The sequence below is a fragment of the Streptomyces sp. NPDC086835 genome (genome assembly GCF_044745705.1).
Taxonomy (GTDB): Bacteria; Actinomycetota; Actinomycetes; order Streptomycetales; family Streptomycetaceae; genus Streptomyces.
This window is the reverse complement of sequence record NZ_JBIVAU010000008.1, coordinates 170,655-188,286: the sequence shown is the minus strand read 5'-3', so window position 1 is coordinate 188,286 and position 17,632 is coordinate 170,655. Positions and strand designations below refer to the sequence as shown.

Below are 17,632 nucleotides of genomic sequence, written 5' to 3'. Positions count from 1 at the left end.
TCACCGCATCCGCCACGCAGGAGCAGCCATCATGGCGATACATCTCGAAGGCCGCCACTTCCTCAAGGAGCTCGATTTCACCGCCGAGGAGTTCCGCGGTCTGATCGACCTGGCCGCCGAGCTCAAGGCGGCCAAGCGCGCGGGTACCGAGGTGCAGCGGCTGCGCGGCCGCAACATCGTGCTGATCTTCGAGAAGTCGTCGACCCGTACGCGCTGCTCCTTCGAGGTGGCGGCCGCCGACCAGGGCGCCTCGACGACCTACCTGGACCCGTCGGGCTCCCACATCGGCAGCAAGGAGTCCGCCAAGGACACCGCGCGGGTGCTCGGCCGGATGTTCGACGCCATCGAGTTCCGCGGCGACGGCCAGCACGTCGTGGAGGAGCTCGCCGCCCACGCGGGCGTGCCCGTCTACAACGGACTCACCGACGACTGGCACCCCACCCAGATGCTCGCCGACGTCCTCACCATGAAGGAGCACAGCGACAAGCCGCTGGAGGCGCTCTCCTTCGCCTACCTCGGCGACGCCCGCTTCAACATGGGCAACTCCTACCTGGTCACCGGCGCCCTGCTGGGCATGGACGTCCGGATCGTCGCGCCGAAGGCGTACTGGCCCGCCGAGGAGGTCGTCGCGCAGGCGCACCGGGCCGCCGCGGTGAGCGGCGCCAGGATCACGCTCACCGAGGACGTCGCGGAGGGCGTGCGGGGCGCCGACTTCGTCGCCACCGACGTCTGGGTGTCGATGGGGGAGCCCAAGGAGGTCTGGGACGAGCGGATCAAGGCGCTGGCTCCCTACGCCGTGACCATGGACGTGCTGCGCGCCACCGGCAACCCGCGGGTGAAGTTCCTCCACTGCCTGCCCGCCTTCCACGACCTGGGCACCAAGGTCGCCCGCGAGATCCACGAGCGGCACGGGCTGACGGAGCTGGAGGTCAGCGACGAGGTCTTCGAGTCGGAGCACTCGGTGGTCTTCGACGAGGCGGAGAACCGTATGCACACCATCAAGGCCGTGATGGTGGCCACGCTGACTGGCGTCACGGCCGGCGGGAGCACGGCATCCGTATAGCGATGCGCCGAATGGGGTGATCATGCGCACAGCGGGCTAGTATGTCCGCCGTCAGTGGGGTCCGGGCTCGCACGTCCGGACCCCACTCGTGCGTCTGCGTACGACCGAACCCCGAACCACCGAAGAAGAGAACGGCCCCATGCGTATCAAGAGCCCGGCCCAGCTTGTCGCCGATTCCGGCGCCGACCTCGAGGGCCACGGCCTCCGGCGGACCATGGGGCTCTTCCAGCTCGTGTGCTTCGGCGTGGGGGCCATCGTCGGCACCGGCATCTTCGTCGGCCTGTCCGACTCCGTCTCCCAGGCCGGGCCCGCGGTCGTCGTCTCCTTCGTGCTCGCCGCGATCACCTGCGTCTTCACCGCCTTCTCCTTCGCGGAGCTGGGCAGCGCGATACCCGTGTCCGGCAGTTCGTACTCGTTCGCCTACGCCACCCTCGGCGAGCGCACGGCCTTCCTCGTCGGCTGGTGCCTGCTCCTCGAGTACGGCGTCTCCGCCTCCGCGGTCGCCGTCGGCTGGGGCCAGTACCTCGACGAACTGCTCCGCAGCCTCACCGGCCTCGCGCTGCCGGCGGCGCTCGCCGGCCCGCCGGGCGACGGCGGCGTCGTCAACGTCCCCGCCGTCGTGGTGATGGTCCTCGCGGCGCTGCTCCTGGCCCGCGGTGTGCGCGAGAGCGCCCGCGCCACCGCCGTCATGGCCGTGGTCAAGATCGCGATCCTGGTGCTCTTCTGCGCGATCGCGTTCACCGCGTACACCTCGGACAACCTCTCGCCGTTCTCGCCGCACCACCTGGCGGGTGTCACGTCGGGTGCGTCCCTCGCCTTCTTCTCGTACATCGGCTTCGACGCGATCACCACGGCGGGCGAGGAGGTCAAGAACCCCCGGCGCAACATCCCGCTCGCGATCATGATCTGCATCGGCGTCGTCACGCTGCTCTACTGCGGCGTCGCTCTCGCCGCCATCGGCGCCATGTCCGCGGACGACGTCGCCGACAGGCCCGCGGCCCTGTCGCTGATCGTGAACGACGTCACCGGCTCCACGGTGGGCGGTGGCGTGATCGCCTTCGGCGCGCTGGTCGCCATCGCCTCGGTCGTCCTGGCCGTGATGTACGGCCAGACCCGGATCCTGCTGTCCATGTCCCGCGACGGTCTCGTCCCGCGGGTCTTCGAGCGGGTCTCCCCGAAGACGTCCACCCCGGTCGCGGGCACCTGGATCGTCGCCGCGACCTTCGCCGTCCCCGCTGCCGTCGTACCGCTCGACGTGGTGATGAATCTGACGACCATCGGCACACTCGCCGTCATGGCTGTCGTCAACGTGGCCGTCATCGCGCTGCGCCGCCGCTACCCGGACGCAGAGACGCGCTTCCGTGTGCCGTTCCATCCGGTGACCCCGGTGCTCGGCGTCGCCTGCTGCCTGTATCTGATGTGGGGGACAGGCCGGGCGACCTGGCTCCAGTTCTCGGTGTTCCTGCTGGCCGGAGCCGTCGTCTACGCGCTCTACGGCCGCCGGAACTCCCGGCTCGCGGCCGGCCCGCCGCAGGCCGGGACCGAAACGAAGCCGCTCGTCGACGCGTAGCGCCGCAGCCCTCGGACGGGATCAGGCCGGTCCCGGGAGGGTGAACCAGACCGCCTTGCCGCGTGCCGTGGGCCGATGCCCGCACGCGGTGCTCAGCGCCCGGATCAGGAGCAGGCCGCGGCCGTGCTCCTGCCAGGGATCGGGCTGCGGCAGCGGGGCGGACGGTGACAGTCCGTGGGGCGGCGTCGGGTCATGGTCGTGGACCTCGACCTGGCAGCCCGTCGGCAGCAGTTCCACCACGAGCTCTATGGGTGATCCGCCGGGGGTGTGCTCCACGGCGTTGGCGACCAGCTCGGCCGTGAGCAGCTCGGCGGTGTCGCGGTCCGGGGGCGCGGGGTGGTCGCCGCCCGCCAGCGCCGCACGCACCAGCGCGCGGGCGATGGGCACGGCCGCCGTGGTGTGGGGCAGCGGGACACGCCATGAGGCGGAGTCGGTGGCTGGGGACAAGGCGGGCTTTCCGTTCGGTGGCAGTTGCTGATCACGACCCTACGAAGTCCAGGACGCCGGAACGGGGGCGCGTCCCCGGTCGGGCCGGCACCTGTGCCACAACCGGTACGGGACCTTCGCGGAGTCGCAACACTCGTATCGCGCACTCATGACGGAAGTCACGAATGAGTGATAGCTTCGATGTCAGAGGCAGCGCAGCAGACCGCCCGTGCCGAGGGAGGCCCCACTCCATGAGCCCCTTTACCGGTTCCGTGCCACGTACGCAGGAGTGGCGTCATCTGCGGCTGACGAGGAAGGACGGCGTCGCGACCGTCACCCTCGCCCGCCCGGAGAAGCTCAACGCCCTCACCTTCGGTGCCTACGCCGACCTGCGCGACCTGCTCGCCGAGCTGTCACGGGAGCGCTCGGTGCGTGCCCTCGTGCTCGGCGGCGAAGGACGCGGATTCTGCTCCGGCGGGGACGTCGACGAGATCATCGGCGCGACCCTGTCCATGGACACCGCCCAGCTCCTCGACTTCAACCGGATGACGGGCCAGGTCGTACGAGCGGTCCGGGAGTGCCCCTTCCCCGTGATCGCCGCGGTGCACGGCGTGGCGGCGGGCGCGGGCGCGGTGCTGGCGCTGGCCGCGGACTTCCGGGTCGCGGACCCGTCCGCGCGCTTCGCCTTCCTCTTCACCAAGGTGGGGCTCTCCGGCGGTGACATGGGCGCGGCCTATCTGCTGCCCCGCGTCGTCGGCCTCGGCCATGCCACCCGTCTGCTCATGCTGGGCGAGCCGGTCCGCGCGCCGGAGGCGGAACGCATCGGCCTGATCAGTGAACTGACCGACGAGGGACAGGCGGACGCCCGGGCGGCCGAGCTCGCCCGCCGTCTCGCGGACGGCCCGGCACTGGCGTACGCCCAGACGAAGGCGCTGCTGACGGCCGAGCTCGACATGCCGCTCGCGGCGTCGGTCGAGCTGGACGCGGCGACTCAGGCGCTGCTGATGAACGGCGACGACTACGCCGAGTTCCACGCGGCCTTCACCGAGAAGCGGCCGCCCAAGTGGCAGGGCCGCTGACATGGCCGCCCTGACGCCGCCCCCGGCCGGGTCCGCGGCCACGCCCCACGAGGCCGGCCCTGACCGGGGCCCGGCCCCGGACACCGGTGCCCGGCCGGCGCGGAAGGCGCGGCCTCTTCGGATCGCCGTCATCGGCGGCGGACCCGGCGGGCTGTACGCGGCCGTGCTGCTCAAGCGGCTCGACCCGGCACGCGAGATCACTGTCTGGGAACGCAACGCACCCGACGACACGTTCGGCTTCGGCGTCGTGCTGTCCGACGAGACCCTCGGTGGGATCGAGCACGCCGACCCCACCGTCCACCGCTGTCTCCAGCGCGAATTCGTACGCTGGGACGACATCGACATCGGCCACCGCGGACAGACCCTTACCTCCGGCGGACACGGCTTCGCCGCCCTCGGCCGCCGCAGGCTCCTGGAGATCCTCCACGAACGCTGCGAATCCCTCGGCGTGCGCCTGCGCTTCTGCACCCCGGCACCGCCCGCCGCCCAACTCGCCGCCGACCACGACCTCGTCATCGCCGCGGACGGCGTCCACAGCGCCACCCGCGCAGCGCACGCCGACGTCTTCGCGCCGCACCTCACCACCCACCGCTGCCGCTACATCTGGCTCGCCGCCGACTTCGCCTTCGACTCGTTCCGGTTCGAGATCGCCGAGACCGAGCACGGCGTGATGCAACTGCACGGCTACCCCTTCGCGGCCGACGCCTCCACCGTCATCGTCGAGATGCGCGAGGAGGTCTGGCGGGCCGCCGGCTTCGACACCTGCGACGAGCAGCAGTCGACCGAACGCTGCGCCAAGGTCTTCGCCGAGGTCCTCGGCGGCCGGCCCCTGCGCGGCAACTCCTCCGCCTGGACCGCCTTCCGCACCGTCGTCAACGATCGCTGGTCGCACGGCAACATCGTCCTCCTCGGCGACGCCGCGCACACCGCCCACTTCTCCATCGGCTCCGGCACCAAGCTCGCCGTCGAGGACGCCCTCGCCCTCGCCGCCTGCGTCGAGGAGCAGCCCGACCTGCCGGCGGCCCTCGCCGCCTACGAGAGCGAACGCCGCCCGGTCGTCGAGTCCACCCAGCGCGCGGCCGCCGCCAGCCTGCGCTGGTTCGAGGAACTGGCCGTCCACACCGACCAGCCGCCGCGCCAGTTCGCCTTCAACCTCCTCACGCGCAGCCGCCGCGTCACCCACGACAACCTGCGGCTGCGTGACGCCGCCTTCACCGACGCGGTCGAACGGGACTTCGGCTGCCCGCCGGGCACGCCGCCGATGTTCACCCCGTTCCGGCTGCGCGGGCTGACCCTGCGCAACCGTGTCGTCGTCTCGCCGATGGACATGTACGTGGGCGAGGACGGCATGCCCGGCGACTTCCACCTCGTCCACCTCGGCGCCCGCGCCCTCGGCGGGGCGGGCCTGGTCATGACGGAGATGGTGTGCGTCAGCCCGGAGGGCCGGATCACCCCCGGCTGCACCGGCCTCTACACGGCCGAACAGGCGGCCGCCTGGCGCCGCGTCACCGACTTCGTCCACCATCACGCGCCCGGCACCGCGATCGGCGTCCAGCTCGGCCACTCCGGCCGCAAGGGCTCCACCCGGGTCATGTGGGAAGGCATCGACCAGCCGCTCGAGACCGGCAACTGGCCGGTGTCCGCCGCCTCCCCGCTCCCGTACCGGCCGGGTGTCAACCAGGTCCCGCACGCCCTCGACCGCACGGGACTCGCCGAGATCAGGCAGCAGTTCGCCGCGGCCGCCCGGCGCGCCGCCCGCAGCGGATTCGACCTCCTCGAACTCCACTGTGCCCACGGCTATCTGCTTTCGGGTTTCCTCTCGCCGCTGACCAACCGGCGTCACGACGCGTACGGGGGCTCCCTCGAGAACCGGCTCCGTTTCCCGCTCGAGGTGTTCGACGCCGTGCGCGAGCACTGGCCCGAGGACCGGCCCATGACGGTCCGTATCTCGGCCACCGACTGGGCCGACGGCGGGACCACCGCGGAGGACGCCGTCGCCGTCGCCCGCGCCTTCGCCGCCCACGGCGCCGACGCCATCGACGTCTCCACCGGCCAGGTCGTCGCCGACGAACGCCCCGAATACGGCCGCTCCTACCAGACCCCGTACGCCGACCGGATCCGGGGCGAGGCGCACATCCCGGTGATAGCCGTCGGCGCGATCTCCTCCTGGGACGACGTCAACTCGATCCTGCTGGCCGGCCGTGCCGACCTCTGCGCCCTGGCCAGACCGCACCTCTACGACCCGAACTGGACGCTCCACGCGGCGGCCGACCAGAACTACACCGGTGACGGGGCGCCCTGGCCGCTGCCGTACCGCGCGGGCAGCCGCAAGCCGCCCACCGGCCGCACCGACGCCCCGAAACCGAGGCTCACGCTCGGCTGACGCAGTCGTGGCACAGGCACGGATCGGGATGCGTGCCGCCGTGGGAGCCTCACGCCATTCCCATGCTGGACGGACTCCCGGATCGCCCGCATCCGACGCAAGCCGGCCAAGGTGCGCCCTTCCACAGCCTGCTGCCACTGCAGTCATGTCGGCTGTTCATGATGGACCCTGGAGTCGAGTCCGGTCGCCCTCGGGGGTTCCGTTTGCCGGTCGCCCGCCTTACCGAAGTGACCTGGTACTTCTCGGTATCACCGGTCCCCTGGCGGGCCGCATCGTCACCGGCAATGCTGACGGCTTCTGGGGCCCCGACACCTTGCGCGGACCCTTCTCGTACCGCTATTGGGGCCGGTACGAGGACGACGCACATGCGCAGTTCGGCGGTGAGCGGATCGCGCAGTACGGCGTCGACGGTCCACACGGGTGGCTGGACCTCCCGGTGGCTGAGGCGGCAGCCCGCGCGGCCGAACTCACCGCCTGGCGCGACCGCCTTCACGGCAAGGGCCTCGTGGTCTCGATCGACGAGCACACCGATTTCCACCGCTTTCGGCGGGCGGGGTGGCACCATCCGCTTCACGTCGGTGCGATCGAGGTCGGGGGTTGCCATGTGCTCGGCATCGAATGGGACCAGGGCGACCACTCGATCAGGCACCGCGGTGAGTGGGATGCCGGCCAGGTCTATCCGGTCACGCTCGAAGCCGACGAGGCGGGAGAGATGGTGATGCGATGGACCATCCCGCCCTACGACTTCGACAACGAAGACGAGTGATGAGCCCGGATCTGGGGATCCGTCACCGTCGTGAGACTGATCAACCCCGACCTGCAGTGAGACAGGCTCGAGGGGCGCAGCGGCGGGGGCGCTGAGACGGCGTCGATGTCAAAGGACAGGGGTGGCTGCACGAGTCCGCGAGGCGGCCGGGCTGCTATCCGTCTGAGGAACCCTGACGTGACCACCACAAGATCACCACGACTGTGGAGAAGTCCTCACTGAGGCCTCATCTTCATGTGGGCAACCGTGTTCATGATCACGCGGAGTCCCTGATTCCGCCTGTAGTTGGCGCACAGCCCGGCCCTAGATTCCCTTGTTGATCTTGCCGACCGGCAGGATCGGAAGGGATTGACACACCCGTGTCCAGATACACAGCCGGGCGTTCCCGCCCGCGACGACGCAGAGGGCGCATCGCTCTGGCGTCAGCCGTGGTGCTGGCGGCAGAAGTCGTCTTCATGTCCGGCCAGACGGCCGTCGCGGCACCGGACGAGCCTGCCGCTACGGCCGCGACGTCCGCCAAGTCCCCTTCGAAGAAGGGCAATAGGGAGCCGGACCCGGCCCGGGCGGCCAAGCACCCGAAGGGCTCGAAGGCCTGGGCCATCGCCCAGGCGAAGAAGAGCGGCAAGAAGGTCGTCGCCTCCGACGAGACGACGGCCACCTCCTACACCGTGGCAAATCCCGACGGCACCCTCACCACTGAGCTGACCTCCGGCCCCGAGCGGGTGTGGCGGGCCGGCGAGTGGCGCAAGGTCGACGTCACCCTGACCAGGGCCGCCGACGGAACCGTGAAGGCGAAGGAGCACCCCAACGGGCTGCGCATGGCGGGCAAGGGCGGCACCGCGCCGCGCTCCCTGGCCGCCGCCAAGGACGCGGCCCCGCGCGATCTCGTCACCCTCGGCACCGGAGACCAGGCGGTGACCCTGCAGTGGAAGGGCGGTCTTCCCGCTCCGGAGCTGAACGGCACCACCGCCCGTTACCGGGAGGCCGTGCCCGGCGCCGACGTCATCGTCGAGGCCACGCGGACCGGGTTCGAACAGTTCGTGGAGATCGCCAAGAAGCCCTCCGGTGCGTACTCCTACACGCTGCCGGTCAAGGCCAAGGGGCTGAAGGCCAAGGCGAACAAGGACGGATCGGTGACGTTCACCGACGCCGAGACCGGTGAGCAGCGCGCGACGATGCCCGCCCCGGTCATGTGGGACGCCTCGGTGGACAAGCGGTCCGGCGAGCACACCCGCCGTGCCCGAGTCGACATGAAGGTCGTGAACAAGGGCACCGGTCGTATCGACCTGGTCGTCACGCCGAGCGCGGACTTCCTCGCCGACCCCAGGACGCAGTACCCGGTCACGGTCGACCCTTCGACCTCCGCCCTGTCATCTACGTTCGACACCTACGTGCAGCGCGGCGAGACGGTCGACTGGTCCGCCGACACCGAGCTCGACTTCGGTAACCCGGGCACCACCAACGCGGACGGCACCACCCGCGTGGCCCGGTCCTTCATCCACTGGAACACCACGCCCATCCAGGACGCGTTGATCATCGACACGAACCTGGCGCTGTGGAACTTCCACTCCGGCAACACCGACTGCACCGCCCAGTCGTGGACCGTCTGGGACACCACCCAGGCCTCCACCGCCTCACGGTGGACCAACCAGCCCACCTGGAACCAGCAGTACCACTCCTCCAACCAGACCCGTGGCAACCCCAGCTGCACCGCCGCCCAGCCCGACGGCTGGATCAACGCCGACGTCGACACCCTTGTCCAGACCTGGGCCTCGGCGAAGGCGACCCGCGGTTACATGGGCCTGCGAGCGGCCACCGACGACACCCGCGCCTGGAAGCGCGTCAACTCCGGCAACGCCACGGCGAACCAGCCGAAGCTGACCGTGAACTACAACTACCGTCCCTCCGACGGCACGGCGCAGCAGGCCGGCCCGCCCTTCAAGACCTACAACGATGTGTGGGCCGTCAACACCCTCACGCCGACGCTCAGGGACACGTTCGCGGACGCGGACGGCGACAAGGTCAGCGGTAGCTTCCAGGTCTACGACGCGGAAACCAACACGCCGATCACCACGCCGGCCGGAGACGGTGTGCTGGTCTCCGCCTTCGTCACGCCGGGCGAGTGGGCGACCGTGCAGGTACCGGACGGGCAGCTCGTCGACGGCAAGATGTACAAGTTCCGCACCAACGCCTACGACGGCACCCACTACAACCTGGGCTGGTCCCCGTGGCGGTCGTTCGTCGTGGAGACCGCTGCCGCCGGTGTTCCCAGCAGTCTTCAGCCCGGCGACACCTACACGATCAGCGATCCCGCGCTGATCGCCGACCCCGCCCAGGTGGAGCAAGTCCTCAACAGGGACGGCAATCTGGAAGCGCTCGGCATCAAACCGCGCACCGGCCCGTCCGCCGAGCAGCCTGCCGCGGCAAAGGCGACGCCCGGCACATCCCAGGCGGCGTCCGGCACGACAACGGCGCCGACGGCCGGGACCATGGCTGTCTGGGAGCGCACGTACACCGTTCCCAGCCAGCGATTCAACCGCGGCCGCAAGCCCGAGAACAACGGCCAGGATCCGTACGAATACATTGCCGACGTTGATGAATGCCACAACGCCGACGACTCGGACAACGCGGCCGGGTGGATCAAGAACCGGTTCTCCTACTGTCAGGAGACCTTGACGGTCATGCCGGCGATCAGGTGTGGCCTGTGGCCCCCGGGTTGTTATCTGCACGGCACCTTCATCTCGACCAACACCCTTATCGGCCGCGGCCAGATGGGCGGCTTGAACGGTAGCACGCTGACCCGGTTCGCCGAATTCGACTTCAACGTGGATGTCTTCATATCCAGCGGCGATTTCAACAAGGTCGGCGCCAAGTTGGAAGCGAAGCTGGAGTGCGAGGGGAGCTGGGACATCGGTGTTCCGGGCGACCCCTCGGCAGAGGACGCATGCCAGCCCGGTCTCTACACGGGCCGCAGTGATTCACCCAGCCAGTGGAAGTACAACGGCGACACGAAGTTCGACCTGTGGTCGCTGGCACCGAAGCTGCCCGATGTCGCCCATGGCGATCAGATCGCCACGGGCCTGTTCACCCCGGTCCTCGAGTTCACGGTCCCCGGCTACTCCCAGCTCATCCCCTCCGAGGGCGAGCAGGGGGAGATCCGCTTCGACAGCGCCGCCTACAACGTACGGGCCAAGGCGGGTTCTGTTTTCCCCGATGCCACACCCGCGCTGCGCTACGACCGGAGTGACACGTCCGACGCCGGCGCTCCCGTGGAGCCGTACATCGGAGTGGCCGCGGTCGCGGACCACATCGGCGACGCTCTCGACGACCCGGGCAGCACCTACCCGACGAAGAGCGACAAGAAGCTGCCCGGTGGGAGCGCCGTGAACCCGCTGCACCGCCTCGTGCCGGGTTTCGGGCCGTTCGAGCAGGCACGCTACGACGCCAACCGCTCCGTCGTCTCCTCCACGTGCAACAACGCCGCCGTGCCGGGTAAACCCACGGCGGGAGAGCAGCGCGACTGCGACGAATTCCCCTTCGCCTCCAGTTACCAAGGGGCAGCGCGCTACCAGTACGAGGGAGAGCCGTACCGCGACGACTTCTCCGTCCGCTACATCGACTCGAACGAGAATCAGGAAGCCGGGCGGCGTCTCGGCGCCTGGTACGACAATGACCGAATCCTGAGTTATGACCCGTTCATCATCGTCATCGGCGACTGACCCGGGACATTCTGTCTGAGTCGGCCGTACCGCGGGGCCGGTCCACAGGACCGGCCCCGCATCCGTTTCACTCTGTCCCGCCACCGGCGGCCGTGCGCCAGATCTGAACCAGACAGTATTGATCTGCGCCGTTCATTTTCTCTTCGTGGCCCGGGGGTATGGGCAGTGGTTCCCGTGGTCCCGCCAACGGGGAAGTGAAAGGCCCGCCTTCACGATTGAATGTCCAATGCCATCGCATCCGGTACAGGCCGGAAGAGGGCAGGATCAAGGGGACTTCCTGCTGCCCCCCGTCGATGGTCTCCAACGCGAGGTCACCTCCGGGAAGGTGCACCTCCACCTCCTCCGCACCGGACCACGGAGCGTCGCCTGCCGGAGGGGCCGCCGACCAGCTCTCCAACCGCACCGAGGCCCGAATCACCTGGGGCGGCACTTGCAGATAAACCATGCCGGGGGCGGAAAGAAGCCATTTCGTGCGATCCGCGTGCGGTGAATAGGTGTCGACGCTCGTGTCAACCAGCCCAAAGATGCGATAACTAGGAGAAATCAGAGTCTCGAAAACATCCAGCAGCCTGCTCAAGGGTCACCTCGTACGTCTTCGATCGAGTCGCGATCAGCATTATGCCCGCGAATTCGATACGCCCGACCGGCAGTCACCCGCCCGGATTTGCGCCATCCGGAACGCTGCGCTGTCCCGTCTCCCCTGCCCGAGGTTCCCTTGGCGCCGCCACGGCACGAGGTTCGCGGCCACCGTCCACACGGGCTCGAGCTCCTCGCCCGAAGCCCGCGGCTCCCCGGTCACGGCCGCGGCCGCCCGGTCACGCCTGTGACTCCCCGGTCACGAACGGCGCCCCCGCGTCCCGCAGCCGCGCGTGCAGCCGTCCGAAGACCTCGGCGGACCGCCCGCCCGGCCAGCCCTGGGGCAGCAGCTCGGCCGGGAGGCCGGGGTCGGCGTAGGGCAGCCGCCGCCACGAGTCCAGTGCCGGCAGATAGTCCCGGTACGCGTCCTGCGCCGGTGTCTCCTCGCGGGCGTCCCAGGCACGCAGCACGGGCTCGTGCCGGTCGAGGAAGTCCTCGTGCTGCTTGGCGATCGCCGCCAGGTCCCACCAGCGGGAGACCGACTCCGCCGTCGCCGCGAACCCGAGGTGCTCACCGCGGAACAGGTCGACGTACGTGTCGAGTCGCAGCCGCCGCAGCGTGTGCCGGGTCTCCTCGCAGAGCCGGCCGGGGGCGATCCACACCCCGGGCGCGGCGGCGCCGAAGCCGAGTCTGACCAGCCGCGAGCGCAACAGGTGGCGCTTGTGCCGCTCGGCCTCGGGCACGGAGAAGACGGCGATGACCCAGCCGTCGGACAGGTCGGCGGAGGAGGGCGCGTAGATCCGCCGGTCCCCGTCGTCGAGCAGCTGCCGGGCGTCCGCGGAGAGCGCGTAACCGGCCGCCCCCTCCGGGGTCCGCTCCGGCACGAGCAGCCCGCGCCGTTTGAGCCGGGAGACAGAGGAACGCACGGACGGGGCGTCGACGCCCAGGACGCCCAGCAGCCGGATCAGCTCGGCCACGGCGAGCGGACCCGGCCGTTCGCGTCCGTACGCGCCGTACAGGGTGACGATCAGGGATCTGGGGGTGTGCTGCTCGGCCACGCGATCACTCTAGAGCTCGCAGCCGGTAGCGCTGCAGCTTGCCGGTCGGTGTACGCGGCAGAGCGTCGAGGAAGACGATCTCCCGGGGGCACTTGAACGGCGTCAGCCGCTCCTTGACGAAGTCCCGCAGGGTGTCGGCCGTCGCCTCATCGCTCTCGGCGCCCTCCCGCAGCACGACATAGGCCACGGCGATCTGGCCCCTCAGCTCGTCGGGCCGTCCGACGACGGCCGCCTCCGCGACGTCCGGATGGTGCAGCAGCGCGTCCTCCACCTCGGGCCCGGCGATGTTGTACCCGGCCGAGATGATCATGTCGTCGGCCCGGGCGACGTAGCGGAACCAGCCGTCGGGCTCGCGGACGTACGTGTCACCGGTGAGGTTCCAGCCGCCCCGCACGTACTGGGTCTGTCGCGGGTCGGCCAGATAGCGGCAGCCCACCGGGCCGCGAACGGCCAGCAGCCCCGGCTCGCCGTCCGGCACCGGCAGGCCCTCGCCGTCCACCACACGTGCCTGCCACCCGGGTACGGGGACCCCGGTGGTGCCCGGCCTGATCGACCCGTCCGCGGCGGAGATGAAGATGTGCAGCAGCTCGGTCGCCCCGATGCCGTTGATGATCCGCAGCCCGGTCCGCTCCAGCCATGCCTGCCAGGTCGCGGCGGGCAGGTTCTCCCCGGCCGACACACAGCGGCGCAGGGACCGGGTCTCGTGGGAGTCGAGCTGGTCGAGCATCACGCGGTACGCGGTCGGCGCGGTGAACAGCACCGACACCCGGTGCTCCGCGATCGCGGGCAGCAGTTGCCCGGGGCCGGCCTGTTCCAGCAGCAGTGCCGACGCCCCGGCCCGCATGGGGAAGACGACGAGCCCGCCGAGCCCGAAGGTGAAGCCGAGCGGCGGGCTGCCGGCGAACACGTCGTCGGGCTCCGGCCGCAGCACATGCGCGGAGAACGTGTCGGCGATCGCCAGCACGTCCCGGTGGAAGTGCATGCACCCTTTGGGACGGCCGGTGGTGCCCGACGTGAAGGCGATCAGCGCGACGTCGTCGGCCGCCGTCGCCACCGGCTCGTAGGGCTCCGGCCCGGCCGCGGCGGCCAGGCGCAGCAGGTCGTCGGGCGCGTCGCCGCCGTAGGTGGTGATCCGCAGCCCCGGCACCTCCGCCTTGACCAGGTCGTCGACCGTCCGCACGTCGCACAGGGCGTGGCCGACCGAGGCGATCTCGCACACCGTGGCCAGTTCGCCGGCCCGGTGCTGCGCCAGGACGGTCACCGCCACGGCGCCCGTCTTCATCACCGCGAGCCAGCACGCGGCGAGATGCGGCGTCGTCGGCCCGCGCAGCAGCACCCGGTTGCCGGGGACGACCCCGAGCTCCGCGGTGAGGACGTGCGCGATCCGGTCCACCTGCTCGCGCAGGTGCCCGTACGACCAGACCTCCCCCGCGCCCGAACGGAAGACGGGGCGGTCCGCGCCGAAGCGCTCGATCGTGCGGTCGAGCAGCTCCTCGCCGCAGTTGAGGCGCTGCGGGTACCGGAGCTCGGGCAGCTCGAAGAGGAGTTCCGGCCACTGGCCGATGGGCGGCAGATGGTCGCGCGCGAAGGTGTCGAGGTGGGCCGAGGGTGTCAGCTCCATGGTTCGCCCCCTGTCGGGTCGGCGTCGCCAAACGAGCGTATCGTGACAGTGACGACAGTCAACAGTTCGCGATACCGTGCTTTTCGAAGGCGCCCGCCAGGGCCGTTCCCGGCCGTCCGCGGACCGTCCAGGCCGTTCTCAGTGGGAGCACGAATGTCCGTATTCTCGCTCGATCCGGTACAGACCGCCTGGTGTGCGCGGCTGCGTGCCCTGACGGAGGAACGTCTCCGCCCGCTCGCGGAGAAGGGCGAACCGGGCCGCGTCAACCGCCCCTTGATCCGGGCGCTCGGGGAACTGGGGCTGCTGGAGCGCCTGTTCACGGCCGGTGCGCTCGAACTGTGCCTGCTGCGCGAGTCCCTGGCGTACGGCTGCACGGAGGCGGAGACCGCGCTCGCCCTCCAGGGGCTCGGCACGTCGCCGCTCGTCCAGGCGGGTACCGACGCGCAGCGCGACCGCTGGCTCCCCGAGGTGGTGGCGGGCCGGGCCGTCGCCGCCTTCGCGCTCAGCGAGCCGGAAGCGGGCTCCGACGCCGCCGCCCTCGCTCTGAAAGCGGTGCCCGACGGCCGCGGCTGGCGGCTGAGCGGCGAGAAGCGGTGGATCTCCAACGCCCCGGAGGCCGACTTCTACACCGTCTTCGCCCGTACCACCGAAGGCGCGGGAGCCCGCGGCGTCACCGCGTTCCTCGTCCCGGCCGACCGCCCGGGTCTCGCCGGCAGCGCGCTGGAGATGCTCTCCCCGCACCCGATCGGCGCGCTCACCTTCGACGACGTACCGGTCACCGCCGACGACCTGCTCGGCGAGCCGGACCGCGGCTTCCGCGTGGCCATGAGCACCCTCAACCTCTTCCGCCCCAGCGTCGGCGCGTTCGCCGTCGGCATGGCTGAGGCAGCCCTCGACGCGACCCTCGCCCACACCGCCGCCCGCCGCGCGTTCGGCGGCCCGCTGAGCGATCTCCAGTCCGTCGCCCACACCGTCGCCGAGATGGCCACCCGCACGGAGGCCGCCCGGCTGCTCGTCCACGCCGCCGCCTCGGCGTACGACGCCGGGGCCGCCGACGTGCCCAAGCGGGCGGCGATGGCCAAACTGCTCGCGACGGAGACCGCCCAGTACGTCGTCGACTCCGCGGTCCAGCTGCACGGCGCCCGCGCCCTCCAGCGGGGTCATCTCCTCGAGCACCTCTACCGCGAGGTCCGCGCCCCCCGGATCTACGAGGGCGCCACCGAGGTGCAGCGCACGATCATCGCCAAGGAGCTCTACGCCGAGGAGGCCCGCGCATGAGCCTGTCCCGCCACAACCCGGCCGAGCTCTCCCCGCCGACCGGCTTCTCCCACGCCGTCACCGCCACCGGCAGCCGCCTGGTCTTCCTGGCTGGCCAGACCGCGCTGGACACGGACGGCAAGGTCGTCGGCGACACGCTCCCCGCGCAGTTCGAGACCGCCCTGTCCAACCTCCTGACCGCGCTCGCCGCTGCCGGCGGCACCCCGCACGACCTCGCCCGGGTCACCGTCTACGCGACCGACGTCGCCGACTACCGGGTCCACGCCCGCGAACTGGGCCGTGTCTGGCGGCGCCTGGCGGGCCGCGACTACCCGGCCATGGCCGTCGTCGGGGTCGTACGGCTGTGGGACGAGCAGTGCCTGGTCGAGGTGGACGGGGTGGCGGTGCTGCCCTGAGCGGGGCGCTCCGGCGCCCGTTGATCGACTGGTGGGGCTTCACCCGACAGGCTTAACGTCGAACAGTGGACGGCCCCGTTCACACCCCCAGCCGGGGGGACCCCTCACGAGGCACGATGCGCCATGACGACTCCGCAGCCGACCTCCTCCGTCCGGACCGCCGCCGCCGATCGCGGTGGCGGGAACGGAATGGCACTGTTCGTCATCGCGTCCTGCCAGCTGATGGTGGTCCTCGACATCACCATCGTGAACATCGCTCTGCCGCACATCCAGAGCTCCCTCGACTTCTCCACCACCAGCCTGTCCTGGGTGGTCAACGCCTATACGCTCACCTTCGGCGGTCTGCTGCTCCTCGGTGGCCGGGTCGGTGACATCCTCGGCAGGCGGCGCGTGTTCATCTTCGGCGTGCTGCTCTTCGTGCTGGCGTCCCTGCTCGGTGGACTCGCCCAGAACTCCGGCCAGCTGCTCGCCGCCCGGGCACTCCAGGGCGTCGGCGGCGCGATCGCCTCGCCGACGTCGCTCGCGCTGATCACCACCACGTTCACCGAGGGCCCCGCGCGCAACCGGGCGTTCGGCGTGTTCGCGGCCGTGTCCGCGGGCGGCGGCGCCATCGGCCTGCTCGCCGGCGGCATGCTCGTCGAATGGCTCGACTGGCGATGGGTGCTGTTCGTCAATGTGCCGATCGGTCTGCTCATCGCGATCGCCACGCCCCGCTGGATCAAGGAGTCGGAGCGCCATCCCGGGCACTTCGACTTCGCCGGTGCGCTGACCTCCACGCTCGGCATGGTGGCACTCGTCTACGGCTTCATCCGCGCCGCACAGGAGGGCTGGCGCGACAGCTGGACACTGGCGTCGTTCGCCGCCGCCCTGGTGCTGCTCGGCGTGTTCCTCGCCGTCGAAAAGCGCTCGAAACAGCCGATCACGCCGCTCCACATGTTCGCCGACCGCAACAGGGCGGGCACGTACGGCATGATGCTGGCGCTCGCTGCCGCGATGTTCGGCATGTTCTTCTTCCTGACCCTGTTCGTCCAGAACGTGCTGGGCTTCGGGCCCTTGCGCGCGGGTCTGGCCTTCCTCCCGGTCAGCGCGGTCATCACCATCGGCGCGGGCCTCGCTTCGCAGCTGCTGCCGAAGTACGGTCCGAAGCCCTTCATGGTGACCGGCGCCGTACTGGCCGCCGCGGGACTGGCGTGGCTGACGCTGACCGACATCAACTCCACCTACGCGGGGAGCATCCTCGGGCCGATGCTGGTCTTCAGTCTGGGGATGGGCATGCAGTTCGTCTCGCTGACGCTGATGGCGCTCTCCAACGTGCCGGTGCACGAGTCCGGCGCGGCGTCCGGGCTGCTGAACGCCACTCAGCAGGTGGGAGGTTCGCTGGGCCTGTCGATCCTGGTCACGGTCTTCGGCACGGCGAGCACCAACGAGGCGAAGCACCTGATCCCGCAGTTCATGGCGGAGGCGACCCCGGCGGAGCGGCTCGCCTTCCAGCGCACCGGCGAACTCCCGCCGCCCTGGGCGGACCAGGTGCTGACCTCGGGTGTGTCCGCGGCGTTCATCATGGCGGCGATCTTCGCGGTGCTTGCGGCCCTGATCGCGCTGCTGGCCATCCAGGTCCGCCCGTCCGACCTCGAACGGCTCAAGGGCGGTGTCACGCCCGGTGGGGGCGCCTGATTCGCTGCGCCACCGGACGCTGGC

13 protein-coding genes are annotated in these 17,632 nt (G+C 70.5%); 9 read left to right on the top strand and 4 right to left on the bottom strand.

Annotation, left to right across the window (positions count from 1 at the left end; all coding sequences use genetic code 11):
• Positions 1 to 31: 31 nt before the first annotated feature.
• A complete protein-coding gene (argF, locus tag ACIPJI_RS25060; RefSeq protein ID WP_307708849.1) occupies positions 32 to 1,063 on the top strand; it encodes an ornithine carbamoyltransferase in 1,032 nt (343 codons plus the stop codon).
• A 139-nt stretch (positions 1,064 to 1,202) separates the two neighbouring features.
• The gene (locus ACIPJI_RS25055) at positions 1,203 to 2,633 is read left to right on the top strand and encodes an amino acid permease (protein WP_402248941.1); all 1,431 of its coding nucleotides are present in this window, start codon (positions 1,203 to 1,205) and stop codon (positions 2,631 to 2,633) included.
• 21 nt (positions 2,634 to 2,654) lie between these two features.
• On the opposite strand, the gene ACIPJI_RS25050 is transcribed toward ACIPJI_RS25055, so the two are convergent.
• Complete coding sequence (locus tag ACIPJI_RS25050) at positions 2,655 to 3,104, bottom strand: ATP-binding protein (protein WP_373465430.1); 450 nt, start codon at positions 3,102 to 3,104, stop codon at positions 2,655 to 2,657.
• 206 nt (positions 3,105 to 3,310) lie between these two features.
• On the opposite strand from ACIPJI_RS25050, the gene ACIPJI_RS25045 reads away from it, so the two are divergent.
• The 4 genes from ACIPJI_RS25045 (at position 3,311) to ACIPJI_RS25030 (ending at position 11,006) form a co-directional block, all read left to right on the top strand.
• The gene (locus ACIPJI_RS25045; RefSeq protein ID WP_307708852.1) at positions 3,311 to 4,138 is read left to right on the top strand and encodes an enoyl-CoA hydratase family protein; all 828 of its coding nucleotides are present in this window, start codon (positions 3,311 to 3,313) and stop codon (positions 4,136 to 4,138) included.
• A 1-nt stretch (position 4,139) separates the two neighbouring features.
• Positions 4,140 to 6,521: a bifunctional salicylyl-CoA 5-hydroxylase/oxidoreductase gene (locus ACIPJI_RS25040; protein ID WP_402248939.1), complete on the top strand. Its 2,382-nt coding sequence runs from the start codon at positions 4,140 to 4,142 to the stop codon at positions 6,519 to 6,521.
• A gap of 145 nt (positions 6,522 to 6,666) precedes the next feature.
• Positions 6,667 to 7,287 (top strand): hypothetical protein, encoded by a 621-nt coding sequence (locus tag ACIPJI_RS25035; protein ID WP_402248937.1) that lies wholly within the window; start codon positions 6,667 to 6,669, stop codon positions 7,285 to 7,287.
• Between the two features lie 455 nt (positions 7,288 to 7,742).
• Complete coding sequence (locus ACIPJI_RS25030; protein WP_402249165.1) at positions 7,743 to 11,006, top strand: DNRLRE domain-containing protein; 3,264 nt, start codon at positions 7,743 to 7,745, stop codon at positions 11,004 to 11,006.
• Positions 11,007 to 11,073: 67 nt separating this feature from the next.
• Here the strand turns inward: ACIPJI_RS25030 and ACIPJI_RS25025 are convergent, their stop codons facing one another.
• From ACIPJI_RS25025 to ACIPJI_RS25015, 3 genes are all read right to left on the bottom strand, one after another.
• The gene (locus tag ACIPJI_RS25025; protein ID WP_402248935.1) at positions 11,074 to 11,583 is read right to left on the bottom strand and encodes a hypothetical protein; all 510 of its coding nucleotides are present in this window, start codon (positions 11,581 to 11,583) and stop codon (positions 11,074 to 11,076) included.
• A gap of 238 nt (positions 11,584 to 11,821) precedes the next feature.
• A complete protein-coding gene (locus ACIPJI_RS25020; protein WP_402248933.1) occupies positions 11,822 to 12,640 on the bottom strand; it encodes a PaaX family transcriptional regulator C-terminal domain-containing protein in 819 nt (272 codons plus the stop codon).
• Positions 12,641 to 12,644: 4 nt separating this feature from the next.
• On the bottom strand, positions 12,645 to 14,261 hold the full coding sequence (locus tag ACIPJI_RS25015) for an AMP-binding protein (RefSeq protein ID WP_402248931.1): 1,617 nt from the start codon (positions 14,259 to 14,261) through the stop codon (positions 12,645 to 12,647).
• A gap of 153 nt (positions 14,262 to 14,414) precedes the next feature.
• Here ACIPJI_RS25015 and ACIPJI_RS25010 point away from each other — a divergent pair, with 153 nt between their 5' ends.
• The 3 genes from ACIPJI_RS25010 to ACIPJI_RS25000 all read left to right on the top strand — a co-directional run bounded on the left by ACIPJI_RS25010 (position 14,415) and on the right by ACIPJI_RS25000 (position 17,608).
• Positions 14,415 to 15,539 (top strand): acyl-CoA dehydrogenase family protein, encoded by a 1,125-nt coding sequence (locus ACIPJI_RS25010; protein ID WP_356622166.1) that lies wholly within the window; start codon positions 14,415 to 14,417, stop codon positions 15,537 to 15,539.
• Positions 15,536 to 15,934, top strand: a complete 399-nt coding sequence (locus tag ACIPJI_RS25005; protein ID WP_356622165.1) for a RidA family protein — start codon at positions 15,536 to 15,538, stop codon at positions 15,932 to 15,934. Before ACIPJI_RS25010 ends, ACIPJI_RS25005 begins: the two co-directional genes overlap by 4 nt.
• A 189-nt stretch (positions 15,935 to 16,123) precedes the next feature.
• Positions 16,124 to 17,608, top strand: coding sequence for an MFS transporter (locus ACIPJI_RS25000; protein ID WP_356622177.1), 1,485 nt, complete (start codon positions 16,124 to 16,126; stop codon positions 17,606 to 17,608).
• The last annotated feature ends 24 nt before the right edge of the window (positions 17,609 to 17,632 follow it).